The sequence below is a fragment of the Ruegeria sp. HKCCD7559 genome (assembly GCF_013110575.1).
Classification (GTDB): Bacteria; Pseudomonadota; Alphaproteobacteria; order Rhodobacterales; family Rhodobacteraceae; genus Ruegeria.
In genome coordinates this window covers 138,152-154,901 of sequence record NZ_WVQU01000001.1, presented here as the reverse complement: position 1 = coordinate 154,901, position 16,750 = coordinate 138,152, and the positions used below count along the sequence as shown (strand labels likewise).

Genomic DNA, 16,750 nt, shown 5'->3' with positions numbered 1-16,750 from the left:
AGCTCCTTAATAGGCGACCGACGGCAACCAGGTGGCAAGGGTCGGCCACAGGAACACTAGCGCCAAACCGGTCAATTGCAGCAGGACAAATGGGATGATGCCCTTATAGATATGCGTCAGCTTGATCTCGGGCGGGCAAACACCTTTGAGATAGAACAAGGCAAAGCCAACGGGCGGCGTCAGGAAGCTGGTTTGCAGCGTCACAGCGACAAGGATCACGAACCAGACCAGCGCCGGTTCATCCAGTACGCCAAAGCCGGGGATGTCGATGCCCAGACCGTTCACGATGGGGCGCATCAGGGGCAGCACGATCAGCGTGATCTCGATCCAGTCCAGTACGAAGCCCAGCAGGAAGACGATGAACAGGATGAACAGAATTGTTCCGGTGGCACCAAAGCCGGTGGATTGCACCACATGTTCGATCAGTTCATCCCCGCCCAGTTCGCGCAGCACATAGGAAAACACAGTCGCACCGAGGAAGATCGCAAAGATATAGGCGGTGGTGTTGAAGGTCGACACCAGCACGTTCCACAGCTTGGCAAAGGTCAGCTTGCGATAGCCCAGCGCCAGCAAGGTCGCACCCAAGGCACCGATGCCGGACGCTTCGGTTGGTGTGGTCAGACCGGCAAAGATCGACCCCAGCACGGCAAGGATCAGCATCAGCGTAGGGATGACGGCGATGAGAACGTCCTTCACGGCTGCCCAGTCGGGGGCTTTCGCACCTTCGGGCACGGGAGCCGCGTCGCGTTTCACCAGAGCCAGAATGAAGATGTAGGTCAGGTACAAGGCGCCGATGATCACGCCCGGGAAAACCGCGGCCATGAACAGGTCTCCGACGGACAACGCCATCTGGTCGGCCATGATCACCAACATGATTGAGGGTGGGATCAGAATGCCCAATGTCCCCGAGGCCGAAACCACGCCCGCAGCCAGCGTCGGCTGGTATTTCTGCTGCATCATCGACGGCAGCGACAGCACGCCCAGCAGTACAACCGAGGCACCAATGATGCCGGTCGAAGCCGCCAGAATGATCCCGATCAGGGTCACGGTGATGGCCAGTCCTCCGCGCACCGTCCCGAACAGGCGCTGCATCGAGGACATCAGACGCTCGGCCACTCCGGATTCGTCCAGCATCAGCCCCATGAAGATGAACATCGGCAGGGCAACCAGAACCGCGTTGGACATGGTCGCGTAGACCCGGTTCACCACCGCGCCAAGCGTCAGATAATCAAGCCCGGTAAAGGTGCTTTCCAACCCGGTCCACAGCATCAGATCGTTGTCGAACAGATAGGCCAGACCGCAATAGGCGACGCCGACACCGGCCAGCACCCACGCCACCGGGTAACCGGTGAACAAAAGCGCGATAAAGGTCAGGAACATCGCGATGACCAGCTTTTCCTCGGTTGTTTCGACCAGGAAGGTCAGGCCAACACAGACGGCTGCGAATACCGCCAGCACCAGAAGAACACGGCGCAGCGGCGCGCCTTCACGTTCCGAGGCCGGCCCGTAGATCAGCGCGTGCCCGTCATGGATCAACCGTGCCAACGCGGCCAGCGCCAACAGTACAAAGCTGATCGGAATGACCGCCTTGAAAGCCCAACGCGCAGGCAGGCCGGTTGGGCTGTCCGAGCGTTCGTTGACGCGGAAGCTTTCGTAGAAATAATCATAGCCCTGATCGACCATCAGATAGATGAACGGGGTCAGCAGGGTCAGGATGCCGATCACCTCGATGATCCGCTGCGCGCGGCGCGAAAGCTGCATATGCAGGACGTCCACACGCACATGGCTGTCGGTGATCAAGGCATACGAGATGCCGATCATCGTGACGATTCCATAGAAATGCCACTGGATCTCATCCAGTTTCGGGTAGTTCTGGCTGAACAGGTAGCGCAACGAGACCTGTGCGAAGATCGCGCCCATCAGCAGGACATTGGCCCACATGACGACATGACCCACAGCCTTGACCCCGGCGTCGATCGCGACGGCGATTTTCTGGCGGTCGGACTCGGGGTGTTCCAGGATGCCTTCATAGGCTTCGACTGGATCGTTGAGGTTCTTTTGGGTTGTCATGGTCATTCCTCGCTCAGCAACCCGGAATACGGGCAGTGAAAGGTTAGAAAGTCCGAAGATCGAAAAGCAGGGGCCGGAGCGGCGGATCGGGCCGCCCCGGCAACGTCAGTGAGGGAGAGATTACTGACGTGGGAGGAAGGCGTTCGTCTTCCAGAGGTTATAGCCGTCACGGAATTCGTTCATGTCGGCCAGAACCTTGGCAAAGAAGGCATCATTGGCGGCCTCTTCTGCGGCAACCTCTTCCCAGGTCGCGCGGAAGGTATCCAACATCTCGGGCGACCACTGTTTGATGGTGACGCCGTTTTTTTCAACGTTGTCGATCAGGGCCGCGTGCTGGATGGCTTCGCCTTCGGCAAAGCTGTCCGCCATCGAAGCCTTGCAGGCGCTTTCGATGATTGCCTTGTGCTGATCGCTGGTTTCGTTCCAGACGTCCTTGTTGATCAGCAGTTCAAACACGGTCGCCTGCTGATGCCAGCCGGGGAAATAGTTGAACTTGACCAGCTTGTGGAAGCCCAGACGCGCGTCGATGGCAGGCATCGAAAACTCGGTCGCGTCAATCGCGCCTTTTTCCAATGCGGGGAAGATCTCACCACCTGGCAGTAGCGAGGTCGCTACACCCAGTTTCTGCATCACCTTGCCGCCCAGACCAAAGAAACGCATCTTCAGCCCGTTCAGGTCTTCGGGCGAATTGATCTCGGACGCGAACCAGCCCGAGGTTTCCGGCGCGATGATGGCGCAGGGCAGTACTTTTACGTTGTAACCGGCCTGATCATACATCTCCTGATACAGGGTCATGCCGTTGCCATAATACAGCCAAGCCATGTATTCGCCCGCCTCGGGGCCGAACGGCACGGCCGAGAACAGCGGCGCAGCCGGGATTTTACCGGCCCAGTAACCAGCCGTGGTGTAGCCCGAGTTGATCTTGCCGGTGGACACGGCGTCCAGAATTTCGAAGGGCGGCACCAGTTTTCCCGGCTCGTACACCTTCATCTTCAGCGTGCCGCCGGACATCAGTTCCAGCTGATCAGCCACACGTGGAATAGGTGAACCCAGGCCCGGCAGTTCGGTCGAAAAGGCAATCGGTGTTTTCAGCAGCAGCTTGTCCGCCGCAACTGCGGGTGCCGCCAGCAGGCTGGCGGCCACGGCCAGGCTTGTCAGGGTCTTCTTCATGAAATCTCCTCCAGGTTTGGTCGGGTTTTCTCCGATCAGTGGCGCAGGCTCTTCCAGCGCCGCTCCGGTGGTAAACTAACTTTACCAACTCAAACCAGTCAATAACTTTGTTTACCACTGGCGCTAACCGAAACTGGAAGCTCGCCTTCGACAAGCCCTGCAAAATCCCGATGCGACTGCTTCAAAAAGCCAACAGATTCTCCAAAAATCATTCATAAACAGACACGTAATTCACGTCCGGGAAGAACAGCCTCGCGCTTGAAATTTGAACAGATATGGTTATCTTTGTTTACCAGTTATTCTGGTTATTATAGCGTCACACGGGGCAGCATCTCATGAACACCACGGCGATTTTTGAACCGGTTGGACACGAATCGCTGGCTGATGCGGTGGTTTCACAGGTCGAGGACCTGATCGCTTCGGGCATCCTGAAGCAGGGCCGGAAACTGCCCTCCGAGCGTGATCTGGCCGAGATGTTGCGCGTGTCGCGCCCGAAGCTGCGCGAAGCCCTTCAGGTGCTGGAAGAACGCGGTCTGGTCACAACGCAACACGGTGAGGGAACATTCGTCGCAGCCCTGACCGGACAAGCCATGATGCCCGCGCTTCTTGCTTTGTACGAACGCCACGAGCCGGCTTTCTTCGACTATCTTGAGTATCGTCGCGAGCAGGAAGGTTTCGCGGCCCGGCTTGCCGCACGTCGCGCCACCAAGGCAGACAAGGAACGGATTTCCGAGATCCTTGATGAAAACGAGCGTGCCTGGCAAGAGCAGGACGCCAAGGCTTCGCAAGAGGCGGACTTTGCGCTGCATTCCGCGATTGTGGATGCCAGCCAGAACGCGACCCTGATCCACATGATGGCGTCGATCTACGAACTCACCCGCAAGGGCGTTTTCTACAATCGTGACTTCCTGCGCACGATTGACGGGACCGGCGAAAAGCTGCTGCAACAACATCTCGAACTTGGTCGCGCGGTGATCGAAGGGGATGAAAAGCGGGCCGAAAAAGCGGCAAAGGATCACATCGACTTTGTTGAAGAATCTTTCAAACTCGGGATCGAGCAGCGGCGACGCGAAGCCATGGCCGAAAAGCGCCGGATACTGTCACGCTGACGGCTTTGTCACCCATTTGCCCTTCTGATTGCGGTGCCCCAGTCCCCGAGGTGGCCGCGAAAGGCACCTGTTTGGCGATTTGCGACCGGTTTCCAAACTTGCCCGATCCGGCTGTCAGATATCTTCTCCGGGCGGCTCCAGAAGGCCGCCTGGCTCCAACAAGGACCGCTCGGACAGCCACGGGTTGAGCTCAAGCGCCTCGGACAGTGCTGCACGCGCGTCTTCCAAACGTCTCAATCCCATCAGGGACAAAGCCCGCCCACTTAGCGCACCGATATGGTTTGGCGACATTTCGATCGTGACATTCAGGTCGCGCAATGCCGCGTCAAAATCCTGCCTCAGGTAGTTTACAAAAGCCCGCTGATTGTAGCCTTCGGCGTAATCCGGGCAATATTCGACAAGTTGGTTGAAATCGTCCAATGCGCCCAACAAATCCCACGCCTCTCGTCGCGCCATTCCACGATCCAGCAGGGTCTGCGATCGGGCATCCGGCGCGTCTGTCCAAAGTTCCCACATTTTATTCGAGATGACCCGGGCGTCGCTTTGCGATTGCGCCTTTTGGACCTGCTTGATCAGCGCATCCACACCTTCGATATGATCCGGAGCCGCGGGGCATGTCTCGGCCATGGCCGAGCATGAACACGCGATCAGTAGAAACGTTGCAGCACAGGTTCGCATTACGAAACAAGGGTGGACCATAATTCCACCGCGTCAAGGCTGATGTTCAAAACCGCCCAGCATACCGGTTTCCTTCACGGCCTCCATCGCAACAAAAGTTGAAGTATTGGCGACATGCGGCAGAGACGAAATCTTCTCGGCCAATACACGGCGATATTCCGACATCGTGGCGGTGCGCACTTTCAGAAGATAGTCAAAATTGGACGCGATCATATGCGCCTGCTCGACCTCGGCGGTTTTGCGGACGGCTGCGTTGAACTCGGCCAGCGCCTTTTCGCGGGTATCGGTCAAACGCACCTCGACAAACGCGACGTGATCCAGACCCAGCCGGATCGGATCCAGCATCGCCCGATAGCCCTGGATCACTCCGCTCGCCTCAAGCCGTTTGAGCCGCGCTTGCGTCGGAGATTTCGACAGCCCGATCTCGCGCGCAAGATCGGCCACCGAGATACGGCCGTCCTCAGCCAGAATCCTCAGAATCGACCGGTCAAACCGATCAAGATCAGGAAAACTCATTTGAACTGTCCGCTGCTAAAAATTCAGATCATCCTCCTTCAGATATATCAAACTCAGTCCGTTGTCCTGATTTTTCCGCATTATATTATCGCAAAGACCGGAGGACATATGTCACACAGCCTGCGCACCCTCATCGATACTTCCACCTATGCCGATCAGTCGGCAGTTCTTGAGACACTGATCTCTCAGGCCAGCCTGACGGACACGGATCGCAGCGCCATCGGCGCCGCGGCTGCGCAGCTTGTGCGCGATATCCGGTCCAGCACCTCTCCGGGGTTGATGGAGGTGTTTCTGGCCGAATATGGCCTGTCCACCGACGAAGGCATCGCCCTGATGTGCCTGGCCGAGGCGTTGCTGCGTGTGCCGGATGCCGACACAATTGATGCGCTGATCGAAGACAAGATCGCGCCCTCCGATTGGGGCAAGCATCTGGGGCAATCCTCGTCCTCGTTGGTGAACGCCTCGACATGGGCACTGATGTTGACCGGAAAGGTGCTGGACGAGGGCAAGGCGTCTCCGGTCGGGGCGCTGCGTGGTGCGATCAAGCGGTTGGGCGAGCCGGTGATCCGCACTGCCGTGGCACGCGCGATGAAAGAGATGGGCCGGCAGTTCGTTCTGGGGGAAACCATTCAGTCCGCCATGGACCGCGCACGCGGGATGGAGGAGAAGGGCTATACCTATTCCTACGACATGCTGGGCGAAGCGGCCCGAACCGAAGCGGACGCGGCGCGCTATCACCTGTCCTATTCCCGCGCCATCTCGGCCATTGCCGAGGCCTGCACCCATGACGATATCCGCGCCAACCCGGGCATTTCGGTAAAACTGTCCGCCCTGCACCCCCGTTATGAGCTGGCACAGGAACAGCGTGTGATGGACGAGCTGGTGCCGCGGCTGCGGGCACTGGCTCTGCTGGCCAAGGCGGCCGGAATGGGCCTGAACGTCGATGCAGAAGAGGCGGATCGCCTGTCGCTGTCGTTGCAGGTGATAGAGGCGGTGATGTCCGACCCGGCCCTTGCCGGCTGGTACGGGTTTGGCATCGTGGTTCAGGCCTATGGCCCGCGCGCAGGCCTGGTACTGGATACGCTGTATGGCATGGCCGAACGTCACGATCGCCAGATTATGGTGCGATTGGTCAAAGGCGCCTATTGGGATACCGAGATCAAACGCGCGCAGGTCGAAGGTGTGGATGGCTTTCCCGTCTTCACGCACAAGGCGGCAACCGACATCTCCTATATCGCCAATGCACGCAAACTGCTGGGCATGACCGATCGGATTTATCCGCAATTTGCCACGCACAACGCGCACACGGTCAGCGCCATCCTTCACATGGCCAAGGATCAACCGTTCGAGTTCCAGCGCCTGCACGGCATGGGCGAGACCTTGCATCAGATCGTGATGGACAAGCAGAACACCCGGTGCCGCATCTATGCACCTGTGGGGGCGCATCGCGACTTGCTGGCTTATCTGGTTCGGCGCTTGTTGGAGAACGGCGCGAATTCATCCTTCGTCAACCAGATTGTGGACGAAGATGTGCCACCGGAAGTGGTCGCCGCCGATCCGTTTGTTGCGGTCCGGACCCCTCCGCCCGCACTGCCGACCGGGCCGGAATTGTTCCAGCCTGAAAGACCGAATTCCAAGGGTTTTGACCTGCATCACACACCAACCCTGGATCAGATTGATGCGGCACGGGATCAGTTCCGCGCCCATCATTGGTATGCGCAACCCTTGCTGGCCGATGCGGCTAAACCCGATGCGGATGAGCCGGTGATCAATCCGGCACGGCCTCAGGACAAGCCCGGCGCGGTGGCCCCAGCCAGCGCGGCGGATGTGGAAATGGCATTGGCCTCGGCCAACCCCTGGGATGCCCCCGCTGCCGAACGCGCCCGCATCCTCAATGCCGCAGCCGATCTTTACGAAGTGCATTATGGTGAGTTGTTTGCCCTGCTGGCGCGTGAGGCCGGGAAGTCGCTGCCCGATGCGGTGGCCGAACTGCGCGAGGCGGTGGATTTCCTGCGTTACTATGCAGCCAACATCCCCGATGCCGAACCCGCGGGGATTTTCACCTGCATCAGCCCGTGGAACTTCCCGCTGGCGATTTTCTCTGGGCAGATCTCTGCTGCGCTGGCAACCGGAAACGCGGTTCTGGCCAAGCCTGCGCCCCAGACGCCCCTGATCGCACATCGTGCCATTCAGCTTATGCACGAGGCGGGGGTACCACGCGATGTGCTGCAACTGTTGCCGGGGGGGCCTGCCGTGGGTGCGGCGCTGACGTCGGATCCGCGCATCTCGGGCGTGGCCTTCACTGGGTCAACAGACACCGCGCTGAAAATCCGTGCGGCGATGGCCGGATCCATGCGCCCCGGTACGCCGCTGATCGCGGAAACCGGCGGTCTGAATGCGATGATCGTCGACAGCACCGCCCTTCCCGAACAAGCCGTGCAATCGATCATCGAAAGCGCCTTTCAGTCGGCGGGCCAGCGCTGTTCCGCCCTGCGCTGCCTGTATTTGCAGGAAGACATCGCCGATGACGTTCTGACCATGCTCAAAGGGGCGATGGATGCGCTGTCGGTCGACGACCCCTGGCTTTTGTCGACGGATTGCGGACCGGTGATCGACGAACAGGCCCGTCAGGGCATCGCCGAACATGTGACCAAGGCGCGCAACGAAGGGCGGGTGCTGAAGGAGCTTCCGTTGCCGCCCGAAGGCATCTTTGTTTCTCCGACGCTGATCGAGATCCCCGGCATCGCCGCGCTGGAACGCGAGGTGTTCGGCCCGGTGCTGCACGTCGCCCGGTTCAACTCGCAAGAGATCGACAAGATCATCGCCGATATCAACGCCACCGGATACGGCCTGACCTTCGGCCTGCACACCCGCATAGACGACCGCGTGCAGCATGTGACCGAGGCGATCCATGCGGGCAACATCTATGTAAACCGCAACCAGATCGGCGCCATCGTCGGGTCTCAGCCCTTTGGTGGCGAAGGATTGTCAGGCACCGGCCCCAAGGCGGGTGGGCCGAACTACATGATCCGGTTCTGCGCACCCGACCGTCAAAGCACGGCGGATACCTGGGGCGCCGTGGCTGATCTGCCTGCTGCACAAGGTCAACCTGCGCCGGTCAAAACCCGGTCCCTGCCCGGCCCGACCGGTGAATCGAACCGCCTGAGCGTGTATCCCCGTCCGCCTCTTCTTTGCTTGGGACCCGGAGAGGCCGCAGCGCGTGCGCAGGCCGATGCTGTATCTGCGCTGGGTGGCACCGCCATTCAGGCGACCGGGATGCTTGACCTGCACCGGTTGGAAAACCTGACCGGCATTTCGGGCGTGTTGTGGTGGGGAGACGAGGAAACAGCGGGGCAGATCGAACACCATCTGGCGCGCCGCGACGGCCCGATTCTGCCGCTTATTCCCGGCAAGCCCGACCGCGCGCGTGTTCTGGGTGAACGCCATGTCTGCGTGGACACGACCGCGGCGGGTGGAAACGCCGTGTTGTTGGGAGGTGCGGCATAAGCTTGCCTTGACGCTGGGCGCACAAAAGCCCAGCGTCACGGCATGTTTCCGATCCGCGACCATAACCCTTCGGGGCGCACACCTTATGTTGTCTATGCCTTGCTGGCGGCCAATATCCTGATCTTCCTCAGCTATGTGGGGATCATGAATGATGGGCCACGGATCGGCAGGCTGTTTTTCGACTACGCCATTATTCCGGCGCGGGTCAGCGACGGGTTCGGGCTGGAAACCCTGGTGACATCCATGTTCCTGCACGGGGGGTGGATGCACTTGGCCGGCAACATGCTGTTTCTGTGGATCTTCGGTGACAATCTGGAAGACGAGATGGGCCATCTGCCCTTCCTGCTGTTTTACATGGCGGCAGGAATCGGCGCGGGCCTGATTCACGTCATCACCGGGCCCGAATCCCAAGTTCCCACTGTTGGGGCCTCGGGCGCGATTGCGGGCGTGATGGGCGGGTATCTGCTGCTGTTCCCGAAAGCACGGGTGGATATCCTGCTGATCCTGATCGTCTATTTCAGGGTCTTTACCATCCCCGCCTTCATCATGCTGGGCGTCTGGCTGGCGATACAGTTCTTTGGCAGCGTCACCAGCAATCCAGACGAAGGCGGCATCGCCTATTGGGCCCATACCGGGGGATTTGCCGTTGGCCTGATCCTGTGCATCCCGCTGTGGCTGAGACGCGGCGGAATTCAGTTCTGGGATCGCACCCACGGACATCCGCCCCACCCGGAAGCGAAGTACAAGCTGTCACAATCCCGCATTCCGCGCGTTCCGCGCCGCTAAAGCCGGTTCAAAGGGCGCCTAGCCCCGGATCACCTTGGCGAACTGATCGAAGATCGGTTCGTTCGAACAGATCACTTCACCATCTTCCAGCACGTTGCCTTCAGGGTTAAGCGCCTGCACGAAGCCGCCAGCCTCTTTGACGATGATCACACCGGCAGCCAGATCCCACGCATTCAGGCGGCGTTCCCAAAAGCCTTCGTACCGGCCTGCGGCCACATATGCCATATCCAGCGCGGCGGCGCCCCAACGACGCACACCGGCGCAGGCGGGCATCAGACGCGCCAGATCCTGCAAAGTCGCAGGCAGATCCGAGCGGCCACCAAAGGGCAGACCGGTCGCGAAGACCGATTCAATCATGCGATGACGACCCGACACGCGAATACGGGTGTCGTTCATCCAAGCGCCTTCACCTTTTTCAGCAAAGAACATCTCGTCCTTGGCGGCGTCATAGATCACGCCGGCAACGATCTTGCCCTTGTGTTCCAGTGCTATGGAAATCGCCCAATGCGGCAGGCCGTGCAGGAAATTGGTGGTGCCGTCCAGCGGATCGACGATCCAGCGGCGGGTCGGATCCTCACCATCGACGGAGCCGCCCTCTTCGGCCAGCCAGCCATAGGTCGGTCGTGCGCCCAGCAGCTCTTCTTTCAGGATGGCTTCGGCGGCGATGTCGGCCTTCGAGACGAAATCACCGGCGCCTTTCATCGACACCTGCAGATTCTCGACTTCACGGAAATCCTTGACCAAAGAACGCCCCGCCTTGCGCGCGGCCTTGATCATGATGTTGAGATTTGCGCTGCCAACCATTGTCAAAAGGCTCCTGTCCGGTCAAACCGCGCGTATACTGCCGCAATGCGCCCTTGCCAAGAGGAATGATGCGCATAACAGACCCGCAGGAAACGCCGTTACTGGGATTGCAGCTTGCGCGCTTCTTCCCGGGCCAGTTTCACCAGTTCCTGCACAAAGGGTTTCTCCAGATCTTCCGAACGGACCGCGGCATAGAGACGCCGTGTAATGCCCTCTTTCGTCAAGGGTCGGGTGACGTAGTCCGAGTTGTATTTGACCTCGCGCACGACCCAATCCGGCAGCACTGAAATGCCCCGGTTCGATGCCACCAGCAGAAGGATGACGGCGGTCAGTTCCACCTGCCGGATCGTGGCAGGCTCAACCCGCGCCGGGATCAACAGCTGGCTGAACACATCCAGACGCGTGCGTTCCACTGGATAGGTGATCAGGGTCTGGCCGCGAAAATCCTCGGCCTCGACATAGTCTTTCTTGGCCAGGGGATGGGTCGAAGCGGCCACAAACACCGCGTTATAATCAAAAAGTTCGACAAACTCGACACCCGGCAGGTCTTCGGGATCGGACGAGACCACCAGATCGACCTCTTCCTTCTGCAAGGCCGGAAGCGCGTCGAAGGCAAGACCAGGGCGGATATCGACATCCACGTCGCCCCAGGATTTCCTGAAGGATTCGAGCACCGGGAACAGCCATTCGAAACAAGCGTGGCATTCGATGGCTATATGCATCCGCCCCGTGCGCCCGTCCCGCAGCGAAGAAAACTCATTCTGGGCGGCTTCGACCTGCGGCAGTATCTGCTCGGCCAGGCGCAAAAGCCGCAAACCGGCAGCCGACAGTTTCATGGGTTTGGAGCGGCGCAGAAACAGCTCGACCCCGGCCTGATCCTCCAACCCTTTGATTTGATGGCTCAATGCGGACTGGGTGATGTTCAACTGATCCGCAGCGCGGGCCAGCCCGCCGCATTCATGGATCGCCTTGATGGTGCGCAGGTGCCGGAATTCAATATGCATTTCAAACAGCATTCATGTTGTTGTTGAGTAATATGAGTTTGTTTCACAATGCATGCCATGGCACAAGAGGCTCAGTTGATCCAGTGAGGCCACGATGTCCAAACCTGAAATTTCCTTCGAGTTCTTTCCGCCCAAAACTCTGGAAGCCTCTTTCCGCCTTTGGGACACGGTCCAGACATTGGCCCCTTTGGATCCCCGTTTTGTTTCCGTCACCTACGGCGCTGGTGGCACGACGCGTGAACTGACGCGCGACGCGGTTTCGACCCTGCACAAGTCATCGGGCCTGAACGTGGCCGCTCATCTGACCTGTGTCGATGCTTCGCGGCAGGAAACGCTGGAGATCGCAGACACCTTTGCCCGCGCCGGCGTGCAGGACATCGTCGCCCTGCGCGGCGACCCGCCAAAGGGTCAGGACAAGTTTGTGCCGCACCCCGACGGGTTTTCCAGTTCTGTTGAACTGATCGAGGCACTGGCCGAAACCGAAATGTTCAGCATTCGTGTCGGGGCCTATCCCGACACCCACCCCGAGGCTGCAAACATGGCTGCGGATGTGGACTGGCTGAAGGCCAAGCTGGACGCAGGTGCAGACGAAGCGCTGACGCAGTTCTTCTTCGAAGCCGAAACCTTTTTCCGGTTCCGCGATGCTTGCGCCAAGGCCGGCATCGACAAACCGATCGTGCCGGGCATCCTGCCGATCGAGAACTGGGCAGGCGCCCGCAACTTCGCCAAGCGCTGTGGCACGCATATTCCCCAGTGGGTCGAACAGGCGTTTGAAAAAGCGGTGCGCGACGAGCGTGAGGATCTGTTAGCCACGGCAATCTGCACAGAGCTGTGTTCAGACCTGATCGAAGGCGGCGTGGACAAGCTGCATTTCTATACCCTGAACCGTCCCGAATTGACGCGCGATGTCTGCTTTGCACTGGGCATTACACCGCGCGTTGAACTGGAAAACGTTGCCTGACTTTCAAAAAATCCAATGGTTCGCCCGGGTTACGTTTACGCCCGGGCGTTTGTCGTTTCGGAAGATGTGTACTGTTTCACAACCACGCCTATAAAACGGCGCCTTTGAGGGACAATTGAATCTCAACATCGCGATTGTTGTCACCAGCCCCGCAAATCATCCTTGAAAATTGACAAAACTATGACTGTGACCACACTGGCAATGTGTAGTTTGTAAAGAGTGTTTTGAGTATGGAACCTGTCGATAAAGTGCGGGCACGCGCGGATGCGTTGGCGGATCTGGGGTTGAGCCCCTGCGCCGGTTCCCAAGAGATCAGGGACGCATGGAGGCAGATCGCATTCCATTCACACCCCGATCACAAGGATGGGGACAGTTCCGGTTTTTCGCGCGCCAAGGCGGCTTATGATTTTCTGCGCAAAGAAGGTTTGGTTATGAAAGGTGGTGCCAGTTCCGGCCCTCCGCAACCGCGCCGACCCCGTTTGAAGAAGCGCATCATCGAACTTCCGCTGGAGGATATCGCCGCCTGCAAGGCGATGCTGAATCCCGACCAGAGGTTGCCGCAAATGCACGATGAAGCGGATGTTCAGGACAGATCTGATGCATGTGTCTCGGATCACGTTCCCGACGCGGTCGGGTGTTACGGGCGGCATCTGACCTATTTTGTCACCACGCCCGTGCATCATGGGGCAAATCGCGTGGCCTTGCCGACGACCGTCCTGACCAACGCGCGCCACACCGAGGCTGAAATTTTGAGCTTTCAGTCAAAAGATACCGGCGCCGGAGAGGTCATCATCCCCGATACGATCCGCGAACGGAAATTTCCGGGGGCCAAGAGTGTGCGGATCAGGTTTGATGCCGATCAGGATATTCGGGATCAATTCTGGCTTGCGGGGTAACGGCCTGAGCCCGGCTGGACCAGCCGGGCTTGGGTCTTTTGATGCCGGATCAGTTCGAAACCGGGCCTTCCGACGTGAATTTCGGGATCACATTGGTCGAAGCGTCGCTTGGTTCGATACCGGGCCAGTTTCCTTCGGCAAGATTGATATTGCCTGGAATGTCTTCCTCGAAAAATCCGACAACCACGTCGGTGATGTTGAGATACAGCTTGTCATCCACGATCCGCCACAGGTTTGGATTTGCAGGAACCTTGCCACCACGCGACACGCCGTAAGCGCAGTGCCCATCATATTGCGGCGCGTAGTATGCTGGGTTTTCAAGGAATTTGTCGCGGTTTTCCTCGGTCGCAAATGCCCAGGTCGCACCGTTGTACTCGGCGGTGATGTTGGCATTTCCACGCACACCTTCAGGCTGCGACTGGCCAACTGGCATCTGATCCAGGCTGCGATAGGCAACGACATCATAACCCGAAACAGCAAAACCTGTGCCGTCGATATATTGAGGGCCGGCAAAAGCCGGAACCGCCAGAGCTATGGCCGCAGCGAGTGTCAATGCAAAGCGTTTCATGTCGTTCATCCTTTTCGGGTCAACTAAATCCGTGATGCCTTGCGGCAGGTCTGACAGGACAATATGCGATTCCCAAGCGGTGCGTAGTCCCCCTAACGCCGCTGTGACCCGACACGAGAAAACGTGAGAGTTTGGAGGCGGATTGTTACAGAATACGCCAGTTGAGTGGGGTTGGACTCGGCGGTTTGCAATATTAGCTGTATGGCAGCCCTGACATAGGCAAGAAAGGCAAGAGATGAGCGACCAATCCTCGTATACCCCTCCAGCGGTCTGGACCTGGGACAGTAAAAGTGGCGGACAATTCGCCAACATCAACCGACCGATCGCCGGAGCGACCCATGACAAGGACCTGCCGGTCGGACAGCATCCTCTTCAGCTTTACTCGCTCGCGACACCCAATGGCGTAAAAGTCACGGTGATGCTGGAAGAGCTGTTGGCACTTGGTCATGAAGGCGCTGAATACAACGCCTGGCTGATCAACATCGGAGAAGGCGATCAATTCAGCTCGGGCTTTGTCGAGGCCAACCCGAACTCGAAAATCCCCGCGCTTTGGGATCGGTCAGGTGACAAACCTGTTCGTGTTTTTGAAAGCGCCTCGATCCTGTTCCATCTGGCTGAAAAGTTCGGCGCGTTTCTGCCCGCATCCGGCCCCGAGCGGACCGAGGTGATGAACTGGGTGTTCTGGCAGATGGGCAGCGCGCCTTACCTGGGCGGTGGGTTCGGGCATTTCTACGCCTATGCACCCGAGAAATGGGAATACCCGATCAACCGTTTCGCCATGGAGACCAAGCGCCAACTGGATGTTCTGGATCGTGAACTGGCGGAAAAAACCTTCATCGCGGGCGAAGACTATTCGATCGCCGACATGGCGATTTGGCCCTGGTATGGCCAGTTGGTTCTGGGCCGCCTTTACAGCGCGGCAGAGTTCCTGGACGTGGAATCCTACAAGAACGTCATGCGATGGGCCAAGGCAATCGACGCGCGCCCGGCGGTTCAGCGCGGCCGCATGGTCAACCGCGCCTTTGGCGAGCCGCACACGCAGCTTCACGAACGCCACGACGCCAGCGATTTCGAAACCCGCACGCAGGATAAGCTGGAAGCGGCGGCGGAATAATCATATCCTAGGCGCAACGACACGCGGTGCAGCTTGCGCTGCGTGTTTGTGTTTGGATGGTTATTTCAGAATGGGTGGGTTGTCCGGATTGCTGCCGGGGGCTTCGCGGACCGCTTCGGCAATTTGCGGCTGGGGCAGATCAAACCGAAGGCCCACCTTGGCCAGAAGCGCGGCGGCGGCCTCGCTTGCGGTGAAAAACCCGACATCCATCGCGCCTGCCTCAATCCCGGAAAAGGTCAGCGCCTCGGACGCGGCCTTGGCCAAAGCGGGCTCGGCCCCCTCGGTGGCATCGACAAATCCCAAAAGATGGCCCTGCGCGCCCGATTTGGACTTGGTGGCAACCAGATAGGCCGCACTGGCAAGTCCAGCTGCCGTCGCCAGTTTCGCATCCAACGCGGTCAGCAGGGCCTGCGGCAGGCCGGCAGGGGGCAAAAACTCGGCAAGCTCTTCCTCGACCTTTTGCGGGCGGTGCTGCAACGTTTCAGTCAACCATTCCAGGGCTTCCGCCGGGACCAGCATCGAAGATGGCGCAGTCTCCAGGTTCAGACCAAGCCCGATGCCCTGCCCCGAAAGCATCCCCGAAAGCACCCGCCCCGACAGCGCTACATAAGGCACGGGCCGCCCGGCAAACTGCGCCAGCCGGTCCTCACGATCAAAGGCCAAAACAAAGCGCCCGTCAGCCACATCGAACAATTCGGGCGAGATATTCTCGTCCCGCGCTTCTTCGGTCAGCATCAGAAACAGCTCGCTATCCGCAAGCCGTTCGAAGAAACGCAGACGAGCGGCATCACTTGTCGGGTCCGCCTGCATCGCGGCATGCGCAGTGTCCAACGCCGTGGATTCAGTCATTCAGCACCTCTTGGACCCGTGCACGCAAAACAGGCAGCAGTTCAGCCTCGAACCACGGATTTTTCTTCAACCATGCCGTATTGCGCCAGGACGGGTGAGGCAAGGCAAAGACCCGCGGCGCATGGTCCCGCCAGTTGCGGACGGTGTCCGTAACCGACCCGCGCGCGCCAAGATGAAACTTGTGTGCATGACCTCCGACCAACACGGTCAGCGGCACACGCCCCAGGTCCTGCATCACCCGGTCATGCCAGGTCTTGCGGCAAATCGCAGGTGGCGGAAGATCAGCATTGCGCGCATCATACCCCGGAAAGCAGAACGCCATCGGTACAATCGAAACACGGTCGCGATCGTAAAAAACCGTCTCATCAATCCCCAGCCAGTGCCGCAGCCTGTCGCCGGACGGGTCGGTGAAGGGCCGCCCCGACTCGTGCACACGGGCGCCCGGTGCCTGCCCCGCGACAAGGATCGGTGTTCCGGGGCGGAACCAGACCACCGGGCGCGGCTCGTGTGCGGTTTTTGTTTGCGCGAACCTGTCGGCACACAAGCGGCAGGCGCGGATTTCCTGACGTAAAGCGTTCATATGATCGTGAAGGTCCCTGCCCATCCCGTCTGTTGTCGGCTGCCAAAACAGATAATAACGACCTGACGCGGCACCAGGTGACCGATAACCTTTGCTGCACCCAATCAGACATTCATGCGCGCAACCGGACCGCATTGA

At 59.2% G+C, this 16,750-nt stretch carries 15 protein-coding genes; 6 read left to right on the top strand and 9 right to left on the bottom strand.

Going from position 1 to position 16,750, the window contains the following annotated elements; translation table 11 throughout:
• Positions 1 to 6: 6 nt before the first annotated feature.
• Positions 7 to 2,070, bottom strand: coding sequence for a TRAP transporter large permease subunit (locus tag GS605_RS00790; protein WP_171722781.1), 2,064 nt, complete (start codon positions 2,068 to 2,070; stop codon positions 7 to 9).
• 120 nt (positions 2,071 to 2,190) lie between these two features.
• On the bottom strand, positions 2,191 to 3,240 hold the full coding sequence (locus tag GS605_RS00785) for a TRAP transporter substrate-binding protein (RefSeq protein ID WP_171722780.1): 1,050 nt from the start codon (positions 3,238 to 3,240) through the stop codon (positions 2,191 to 2,193).
• A 335-nt stretch (positions 3,241 to 3,575) separates the two neighbouring features.
• On the opposite strand from GS605_RS00785, the gene GS605_RS00780 reads away from it, so the two are divergent.
• Positions 3,576 to 4,349 carry a FadR/GntR family transcriptional regulator gene (locus GS605_RS00780; RefSeq protein ID WP_152458933.1) on the top strand — a complete coding sequence of 258 codons (774 nt, stop codon included), beginning with the start codon at positions 3,576 to 3,578 and terminating at the stop codon, positions 4,347 to 4,349.
• Between the two features lie 114 nt (positions 4,350 to 4,463).
• Here the strand turns inward: GS605_RS00780 and GS605_RS00775 are convergent, their stop codons facing one another.
• Positions 4,464 to 5,027 carry a hypothetical protein gene (locus tag GS605_RS00775; protein ID WP_171723622.1) on the bottom strand — a complete coding sequence of 188 codons (564 nt, stop codon included), beginning with the start codon at positions 5,025 to 5,027 and terminating at the stop codon, positions 4,464 to 4,466.
• A 33-nt stretch (positions 5,028 to 5,060) separates the two neighbouring features.
• Positions 5,061 to 5,543: an Lrp/AsnC family transcriptional regulator gene (locus GS605_RS00770; RefSeq protein WP_171634300.1), complete on the bottom strand. Its 483-nt coding sequence runs from the start codon at positions 5,541 to 5,543 to the stop codon at positions 5,061 to 5,063.
• A 108-nt stretch (positions 5,544 to 5,651) separates the two neighbouring features.
• Between GS605_RS00770 and putA the strand changes: the two genes are divergently transcribed.
• Positions 5,652 to 9,050 (top strand): bifunctional proline dehydrogenase/L-glutamate gamma-semialdehyde dehydrogenase PutA, encoded by a 3,399-nt coding sequence (putA, locus tag GS605_RS00765; protein ID WP_171722779.1) that lies wholly within the window; start codon positions 5,652 to 5,654, stop codon positions 9,048 to 9,050.
• 42 nt (positions 9,051 to 9,092) lie between these two features.
• The gene (locus GS605_RS00760; protein WP_171722778.1) at positions 9,093 to 9,836 is read left to right on the top strand and encodes a rhomboid family intramembrane serine protease; all 744 of its coding nucleotides are present in this window, start codon (positions 9,093 to 9,095) and stop codon (positions 9,834 to 9,836) included.
• 18 nt (positions 9,837 to 9,854) lie between these two features.
• Here GS605_RS00760 and GS605_RS00755 read toward each other — a convergent pair whose 3' ends face one another.
• Both GS605_RS00755 and GS605_RS00750 read right to left on the bottom strand, forming a co-directional pair.
• Positions 9,855 to 10,640: an inositol monophosphatase family protein gene (locus GS605_RS00755; protein WP_171722777.1), complete on the bottom strand. Its 786-nt coding sequence runs from the start codon at positions 10,638 to 10,640 to the stop codon at positions 9,855 to 9,857.
• Between the two features lie 98 nt (positions 10,641 to 10,738).
• Positions 10,739 to 11,644, bottom strand: coding sequence for a LysR family transcriptional regulator (locus GS605_RS00750; protein ID WP_171723621.1), 906 nt, complete (start codon positions 11,642 to 11,644; stop codon positions 10,739 to 10,741).
• A 94-nt stretch (positions 11,645 to 11,738) separates the two neighbouring features.
• Between GS605_RS00750 and metF the strand changes: the two genes are divergently transcribed.
• A complete protein-coding gene (metF, locus tag GS605_RS00745) occupies positions 11,739 to 12,605 on the top strand; it encodes a methylenetetrahydrofolate reductase [NAD(P)H] (protein WP_171722776.1) in 867 nt (288 codons plus the stop codon).
• 230 nt (positions 12,606 to 12,835) lie between these two features.
• Positions 12,836 to 13,501, top strand: a complete 666-nt coding sequence (locus GS605_RS00740; RefSeq protein ID WP_171722775.1) for a J domain-containing protein — start codon at positions 12,836 to 12,838, stop codon at positions 13,499 to 13,501.
• Between the two features lie 49 nt (positions 13,502 to 13,550).
• Here the strand turns inward: GS605_RS00740 and GS605_RS00735 are convergent, their stop codons facing one another.
• Positions 13,551 to 14,069, bottom strand: coding sequence for a YHS domain-containing (seleno)protein (locus tag GS605_RS00735; RefSeq protein WP_171634317.1), 519 nt, complete (start codon positions 14,067 to 14,069; stop codon positions 13,551 to 13,553).
• A 235-nt stretch (positions 14,070 to 14,304) separates the two neighbouring features.
• Here GS605_RS00735 and yghU point away from each other — a divergent pair, with 235 nt between their 5' ends.
• Positions 14,305 to 15,183: a glutathione-dependent disulfide-bond oxidoreductase gene (yghU, locus tag GS605_RS00730; RefSeq protein ID WP_171722774.1), complete on the top strand. Its 879-nt coding sequence runs from the start codon at positions 14,305 to 14,307 to the stop codon at positions 15,181 to 15,183.
• Positions 15,184 to 15,243: 60 nt separating this feature from the next.
• Here the strand turns inward: yghU and GS605_RS00725 are convergent, their stop codons facing one another.
• Together GS605_RS00725 and GS605_RS00720 are read right to left on the bottom strand one after the other, a co-directional pair.
• Complete coding sequence (locus tag GS605_RS00725; RefSeq protein ID WP_171722773.1) at positions 15,244 to 16,032, bottom strand: SseB family protein; 789 nt, start codon at positions 16,030 to 16,032, stop codon at positions 15,244 to 15,246.
• Entirely contained in the window at positions 16,025 to 16,636 is a 612-nt protein-coding gene (locus GS605_RS00720) for a uracil-DNA glycosylase family protein (RefSeq protein WP_371807717.1), read from the bottom strand. The genes GS605_RS00725 and GS605_RS00720 overlap by 8 nt, the downstream gene beginning before the upstream one ends.
• Positions 16,637 to 16,750 lie beyond the last annotated feature (114 nt).

Excerpts from the sequence above, each read along its gene's own strand:
- GS605_RS00740 (WP_171722775.1), top strand. The coding sequence starts at position 12,836 with ATGGAACCTGTCGATAAAGTGCGGGCACGCGCGGATGCGTTGGCGGAT.
- GS605_RS00790 (WP_171722781.1), bottom strand. The coding sequence starts at position 2,070 with ATGACAACCCAAAAGAACCTCAACGATCCAGTCGAAGCCTATGAAGGC.
- putA (WP_171722779.1), top strand. The coding sequence starts at position 5,652 with ATGTCACACAGCCTGCGCACCCTCATCGATACTTCCACCTATGCCGAT.
- GS605_RS00785 (WP_171722780.1), bottom strand. The coding sequence starts at position 3,240 with ATGAAGAAGACCCTGACAAGCCTGGCCGTGGCCGCCAGCCTGCTGGCG.
- GS605_RS00750 (WP_171723621.1), bottom strand. The coding sequence starts at position 11,644 with ATGCATATTGAATTCCGGCACCTGCGCACCATCAAGGCGATCCATGAA.
- metF (WP_171722776.1), top strand. The coding sequence starts at position 11,739 with ATGTCCAAACCTGAAATTTCCTTCGAGTTCTTTCCGCCCAAAACTCTG.
- GS605_RS00775 (WP_171723622.1), bottom strand. The coding sequence starts at position 5,027 with ATGCGAACCTGTGCTGCAACGTTTCTACTGATCGCGTGTTCATGCTCG.
- GS605_RS00770 (WP_171634300.1), bottom strand. The coding sequence starts at position 5,543 with ATGAGTTTTCCTGATCTTGATCGGTTTGACCGGTCGATTCTGAGGATT.
- GS605_RS00725 (WP_171722773.1), bottom strand. The coding sequence starts at position 16,032 with ATGACTGAATCCACGGCGTTGGACACTGCGCATGCCGCGATGCAGGCG.
- GS605_RS00720 (WP_371807717.1), bottom strand. The coding sequence starts at position 16,636 with ATGGGCAGGGACCTTCACGATCATATGAACGCTTTACGTCAGGAAATC.
- yghU (WP_171722774.1), top strand. The coding sequence starts at position 14,305 with ATGAGCGACCAATCCTCGTATACCCCTCCAGCGGTCTGGACCTGGGAC.
- GS605_RS00780 (WP_152458933.1), top strand. The coding sequence starts at position 3,576 with ATGAACACCACGGCGATTTTTGAACCGGTTGGACACGAATCGCTGGCT.
- GS605_RS00760 (WP_171722778.1), top strand. The coding sequence starts at position 9,093 with ATGTTTCCGATCCGCGACCATAACCCTTCGGGGCGCACACCTTATGTT.
- GS605_RS00755 (WP_171722777.1), bottom strand. The coding sequence starts at position 10,640 with ATGGTTGGCAGCGCAAATCTCAACATCATGATCAAGGCCGCGCGCAAG.
- GS605_RS00735 (WP_171634317.1), bottom strand. The coding sequence starts at position 14,069 with ATGAAACGCTTTGCATTGACACTCGCTGCGGCCATAGCTCTGGCGGTT.